This window comes from Candidatus Acidiferrales bacterium (assembly GCA_036514995.1).
Classification (GTDB): Bacteria; Acidobacteriota; Terriglobia; order Acidiferrales; family DATBWB01; genus DATBWB01.
Map to the genome: position 1 here is coordinate 1 of DATBWB010000222.1, position 6,236 is coordinate 6,236.

Consider the following 6,236-nt stretch of genomic DNA (forward strand, 5'->3'; position numbering starts at 1 on the left):
ACGATTTCCAGACGATCCTCACCCACGAGCTTGGTCACTGGCTGGGCCTCGATCACTCGCCCCTCTGGCAGGCGGCGATGTGGCCGGAAGCCGTGCCCGCCGGACAGGCCGGGCGCGCGCTTTCCTCGGATGATCGCATTGGTGTTGCGGCGCTCTACCCCGCCGCTGGCACCGGACCCGGACTCACGACCGGGATTCTGAGCGGTAAGGTCACCCTGCCTCCGGACGCAGCCGCCGACTCACCGGGACTCCCCATCTTTGGCGCTCACGTCGTCGTGGTGGATGCGACTTCCGGGGAAGCGGTCACCGGCGGCATCGCCGGTTGGAGCTGCTCGAACAATCAGATATTGTTGGATGGGAGTTACGAAATTCGAGGAATGCCTTTTGGCACCTATTTTCTCTACGCCGAGCCTCTCGACGGGCCTATGGACTCCTCCGCATTGCCCGGTTTCCTCGCCCCGATAGAATCGGGGCGAGCCGGCTTTGATTCTTCGCCGCGCTTTGATTTGAGTTTCACAACTCGATTCCACTGAGAGAGTTTGCAGACGACGTAGCGCCGCCTTCCAGGCGGCCACGATTCAAACCAAGCCGGTGGGGACGCCGGCGCTACGAGAACCTTCTGGGCCAGGACATCTCGTGGTAAGTCTTGGGGCGCTTCAACCGCGCTTGGGCCATTTCATCGGCAATCGCTTGCGTCGGCCGTCCCGCGATGCGGGCTCGCTCGAGAATCTCCCGCGTCCGGCCATAGATCGCCTCCAGTTCTTCGCGGTTATCGGTTTTGCCGAGCAGGTGAGCGTTGCCGCCCTGAATCAGCCCGCCGGCGTTCACCACATAATCCGGCGCGTAAAGGATGTCCCGCTTGACCAGTTCTTGCCCGACGGCAGCATCCGCCAGCACGTTATTGGCGCAGCCGCAAATGATACGTGCGCGAAGCCGCGGCACTGTTTCCGGGTTCACCGTTCCGCCGACAGCACAAGGGGCAAAGACGTCGGCGCGGGCGTCGTAGATTTCGTGTGGCTCAACAGCCACGGCACCGAGCGCGCGGCAAGCGCGTTCTGCTGCCTCGCGATTCACGTCGGCAACCACCAGCTTCGATCCCTGCTCCCGCAAAAGCTCGGCCAGGCGATAGCCGACCGCGCCCACCCCCTGGATGGCCACCGTTGTCCGGCCGGGTTCGAGACCGGCGACGTCAAGACAGGCGCGGAATCCGGCGAAGACGCCACGGGCGGTGGCTTCCGCAAGGTCGCCGATGCGCGGATCAGCTTCCGAAGCGACATAGGAAGTTTCTTCGTTCATCCAGAGGAGGTCCTGCGCGGTGGTGCCCATATCCCCACCGGTAAAGAATCGCCCGCTGAGACTCTCGACAAACCGGCCGAGGGCCCGGAAGGCGGCCTGCCGCTCCATGCGGGGATGATCCAGAACCACAATCTTGCCACCACCGGCGGGAATGCCCGCCAGGGCCGCCTTGTAGGTCATGGCGCGGGCAAGCAGGAGAGCGTCTTCAAGCGCTTCCCCCTCACTCGAGTAGCATCGAGTGCGGGTTCCGCCATGTGCCGGGCCGAAAGTCGTGTCATGAATCACGAGGAAAGCGCGCAGCCCGCTCGCCCGGTTCTGGGCCACCAGAATTTCCTCGTAATCGTCCTGTTCGAGCCGCGTGAAGAGGTTGTCCGGAATCACGGTTGCTATTCTCCGTTGGATCGTTCTCGAGATGTCTTTTCTCACCGCAGAGGCGCGGAGGACACAGAGCAGCCCGGAACGAACCAAAACGGCTAACTGCTGCAAAATTGGCGGATGGTACGCACCAGAATTTCGGCGCACTCGATGACCGAACCGGCCTCGACATACTCCTCGGCGCCGTGCATGTTGGCGCCGGCGGGGCCGAAGACCACCCCCGGGATCCCTCTCTCCGCCAGGATGGCTGTGTCCGTCCAGAAGGGCACGCCGGAGAGCTCGCTTCGGCCGAGCACGGCGCCACAAGCTTCGCCAACGGCGCGGACAATCGCATGATCAGGGGCAATCTCATAGGGGCCGCGCCAGACGGTCATTTGTCCTCGCCCGGGAGGAGCGTCACCGGTGCGGCGGATGGCCTCTTGCAATTCCGTTTCGACCTGCTCGCGCGACTCGCCGGGAAGCGTGCGCCGTTCGACCTCCAGGCGGCAATGCGCCGGGTAGCTTGAAAGTTCAACGCCGCCTTGAATGACCGAGGCGTGCAGAGACGGGCGGCCGAGCCAGCGGTGCGGAGCGCGGCCGGCCAGTTCCCCGTCGAGACGATCGAGCTCGACAAGAATTTTTCCCATCATGCGAATGGCGTCGCGGCCTTCCTCGGGCATGCTGCCGTGAGCCGCGCGGCCCTCCGTCTCGATGCGAAACCACGCGAAACCTTTGTGGGCCAGGGCTACCCGCAACTGGGTCGGCTCCAGAACAATTGCCGCATCAGCGCGGCGGTGTTCGATAAGCTTCTGCGTGCCGAGGCTTTCGAATTCCTCATCCACGACACCGGCAAAGAGGCAACTCCCTTGAGAGAAGCCCCCGGCCAGCGCAATCGCCGCGGAAAAAGCGGCCGCCACACCGCTCTTGATGTCCAACGCCCCCCGGCCAAAGATTTTTCCGCCCTCTTCGCGTGCAGTGAAAGGATCCGCCATCGCTTCGCCGCTGACCGTGTCGAGGTGAGCTAGGACCATCAACTCCGGTTTACCTTGGCCGAGGCGCAGGATCACGTTCGCGCGTCCAGGCGCGGCCTCTTCAAGCTCAGCCGGCAACCCGCGGCGACGCAGAAAGTCCTCGAGCATATGCGCCAGTCGGCCCTCGCCCTCCGCCCCGCTCACCAGCGAGGGGTTGACGGAAGGTATCCGAATCAGTTGTCGCAGAAGGTCAAGGGTGAGGTCAGGGTCAACAAGAGTGGCCAAAAAAGCCTCCCGCAGATGGCATCCGGGCAAAACGCGCAGCCCGATTATACGCCAGGGCTCTCGGGCTCAAGCCCGAGTCGCCTAGGCGACCATGGCCGGATGAATCCCGCTGCTCCAGACGAGACACACCGGAGCAAAATGTCCCACCGGAGGTTGCCCCGCTCCTATCTCCGGGCAAAATGACACAGCCGGACTGGCTGGAGGAACTGCTGAGTTCGCTAACTCGTTGAAATGCAAAGAAGTGATTCTTGGATGGCGCTGAAAGCAGTTTGGCCGCCGATGTGCTCCAGTTGAAAATGAGTTTCATTTTGTCTCCCTACAGATCCATGGCGATAGCCAACAAGCCGGGGTTCCTTTCGGGTCGGCCGGAGAGGGTCCCCGCGGCAATTCCTAAACCCGCGCCAGAGGCGTCTCTGCGGCGGGTTTTTCTTGTCGGCCACCCCAATGTGGGCAAGTCCGCGGTCTTCAATCTGTTGACCGGCGAGTATGCGTTCGTCTCCAACTATCCCGGCACGACGGTCGAAGTAACTCGCGGAACGTGGCGGAAAGGCCCGGAGGAGATCGAAATCGTGGATACGCCGGGCGTCAACAGCCTAGCACCCCACTCCGACGAGGAGTGGGTGACGGTGAACATGCTCCGGGGCGAACGACCTGACGTTGTCGTTCAGGTTGCCGACGCCAAGAATCTTCGCCGCTCGCTCCTCCTGACGCTGCAACTCGCCGAGCTGGATTTGCCCTTGATCCTTGTCCTGAACATGCTGGACGAGGCGGAGAAGCTCGGGCTGCAGATCGATACGGCCGCACTTGGAGCGGAGCTGGGGATAGACGTGGTTTTCATGGTGGCCACGCAGAGCATTGGCCGCGATGAATTGCTGCGCGCCATGGAAAAGGCCCGAGTCCCTAGACGGTTTAGAAGTAACGGATTTCAGCCCGGCGCTCCTGGCCCGCCGGTGCCGCCACGATCGAATGGGCAAGTGGAACCTGCCGAGGCGGAAGAATCCTTCAGTCTAGAATCGTCCAAAATCTACGGTGAAAAGCATTCCACCCGGGCAGCGTGTCTCGCCGCTGGCTGTCCCCTCCAGAGCGGTTGCGCCCTGTCACAAAATGGCAATGGCAGCAGTCCCCTCATCCACGCCTGGCGCCAGGCAACCGCCAATGCCTTGGCGGAGAGCGTGCTGCGAGTTGCCGAAGCTTCGTCACGCGGCTGGCCCTGTACCAATACGGTACAGGGCTGGGTGGATCGTATGGACGGATGGTTGCGGCGACCGGCCACCGGATGGCCGATTTTGCTCGCCATCCTGGCAGTGACCTATTTGCTGGTGGGCGTGGTCGCGGCGCAGTGGGCAGTAGATTTACTCGAGAAGAAGCTGTTTGGCGGAGGCGTGGTGCCCGGGGTGAAATGGCTGCTGGGCGCGCTCGATGCCGGCCCGTTCTTGAGCGAGCTGCTCGTCGGCCGCTTCGGGGTTGTCTCGATGGGCCTCACCTACGCCCTGGCTATCTTGCTGCCCATTCTTGCCGGATTCTTCTTGCTCTTCGGGTGGCTCGAGGACAGCGGCTATTTGCCCCGGCTGGCGATCCTTGCCGACCGGCAGTTGCGCCGCTTCGGAATGAATGGCAAAGCGGTGCTGCCGCTGGTGCTTGGCCTGGGCTGCGACACGATGGCCACGCTTGTGACCCGCGTCCTGAGCACGCGCAAAGAAAGATTGATCACCACGCTCGTGCTGGCGGTCGGCATACCCTGCTCGGCGCAACTGGGAGTGCTGATGGGGCTGCTGGCCGGATCCTCGTTCTGGGGCATGATGACGGTAGTGGCGACAGTGGGATCGCAAGTCGTGCTCGTCGCCTATTTCTCTTCGAAGATTCTGCCCGGCAAGCAAGGCGACTTCATGCTGGAAATTCCGCCCTTACGTATGCCGCGCTGGTCAAATCTGCTGCGCAAAACGGCCATGCGGGTACGATGGTTTCTTGGCGAAGCGTTGCCCCTTTTTGTGTTGGGCGCGGTGCTGCTTTTCTTCCTTGATCGTTGGGGCTGGCTCGGGAAGATGATCGCCGCCAGCAAACCCCTGGTAGTGAACTGGCTCGGCTTGCCCGCCGAGGCAGCCACCGCGCTGCTGATGGGTTTCCTTCGCCGCGATTATGGCGCCGCCGGCCTGTTTGCGCTCGCCCGCGGCGGGCAGCTTGACGCGGTTCAAATCATCGTGGCGGCGGTCACGCTCACGCTCTTCCTGCCCTGCCTGGCGAATTTGCTCATGATCGTCAAAGAGTTTGGCGGCAGAGTGGCGACCATCCTGGCTCTTTTTGTGATTCCGTTCGCGGTGCTGGTTGGCGGCACGCTGAACCACCTGATGCGCTGGTTGCTTCCGGCGCTTGGCTTGCGATGAATACGTCGAACAAAGAATGGGGCCCTGACTCATACGAATTTCGACTGAGCCAGCCCATCGAGGAGGCACTGGAAGCCGCCTGGACATCCATGGAAGCCAGTGAGACCTCGCTCGAACGGCTCCGAGCCAGCGCACGGACGAACGTTTCCGCCGAATTGCTCGCCGAACTCGAAAGGGAAGATTGGCTGAGCATCGCCGGTCATCGCTTTGTGCTGACGGCCAAAGGCCACGAGCGCGCCCGAGCCATCATTCGCCGGCACCGCCTGGCTGAGCGGCTGGTCACGGATGTGCTCCGGATGGGGCCGGAGAGCATGGAGGACGCTGCCTGCGCCTACGAGCATCTGGTTGCCGACACGATCACGGAATCCATCTGCACCCTGCTCGGCCATCCGGAAACCTGCCCGCACGACAAACCCATTCCCCCGGGAGCGTGTTGCTTGCTGGCGCGAAACCGGTCCGAGCAGACGGAGCACGCCGGGGTGGAGCCTGCGCCTATCATGCGACTGGATGCGGCCTCGCCCGGGGAACGCTTGCGCGTGGCTTTTATCGCTACCCAGTCTCCGGCGCGGCTCGATCGGCTTGCGGCCTTCGGGCTGACCGCCGGATCAGTCATTCGCCTGGTCGAGACAGCGCCGGCGTTCCTCGTCGAGTGCGAGCACACGCAAATCGCCATGGAGCGAGGCATCGCTCTGGAAATCCACGTGGTGCGCATAGGGCCATAGCAGGCCTGCTAGAACATTATCAGTGTTTCCTACCAGTGGCACTCAGAAGGAAAAGTAGACCCGTCGGCACAACTGTTCGGCATCGAACCACATCGCGAAACCCTGCCCAAAACCTAACCGTTACGGCATACGAGGCAACCGACCCGCAAGGTCTTCAATGTCCTTAGCAAATTAAAATGTCCGCTTTTTGTAGCACGTGATGTGTCCGCTTTGGGGATGGAAAGATA

5 protein-coding genes are annotated in these 6,236 nt (G+C 62.4%); 3 read left to right on the forward strand and 2 right to left on the reverse strand.

The genetic code is table 11. From position 1 onward, the window contains the following. A partial coding sequence (locus VIH17_14185; protein ID HEY4684383.1) for a matrixin family metalloprotease occupies nt 1–533 on the forward strand: 533 nt, incomplete at its 5' end. 73 nt (nt 534–606) lie between these two features. Here the strand turns inward: VIH17_14185 and VIH17_14190 are convergent. Both VIH17_14190 and VIH17_14195 read right to left on the reverse strand, forming a co-directional pair. Next, a complete protein-coding gene (locus VIH17_14190) occupies nt 607–1,677 on the reverse strand; it encodes a Glu/Leu/Phe/Val dehydrogenase dimerization domain-containing protein (GenBank protein ID HEY4684384.1) in 1,071 nt (356 codons plus the stop codon). 92 nt (nt 1,678–1,769) lie between these two features. Continuing rightward, complete coding sequence (locus VIH17_14195) at nt 1,770–2,906, reverse strand: ArgE/DapE family deacylase (protein HEY4684385.1); 1,137 nt, start codon at nt 2,904–2,906, stop codon at nt 1,770–1,772. A gap of 248 nt (nt 2,907–3,154) precedes the next feature. On the opposite strand from VIH17_14195, the gene feoB reads away from it, so the two are divergent. Both feoB and VIH17_14205 read left to right on the forward strand, forming a co-directional pair. Continuing rightward, complete coding sequence (gene feoB / locus VIH17_14200) at nt 3,155–5,287, forward strand: ferrous iron transport protein B (GenBank protein ID HEY4684386.1); 2,133 nt, start codon at nt 3,155–3,157, stop codon at nt 5,285–5,287. Beyond that, nucleotides 5,284–6,009 carry a metal-dependent transcriptional regulator gene (locus tag VIH17_14205; protein HEY4684387.1) on the forward strand — a complete coding sequence of 242 codons (726 nt, stop codon included), beginning with the start codon at nt 5,284–5,286 and terminating at the stop codon, nt 6,007–6,009. The genes feoB and VIH17_14205 overlap by 4 nt, the downstream gene beginning before the upstream one ends. The last annotated feature ends 227 nt before the right edge of the window (nt 6,010–6,236 follow it).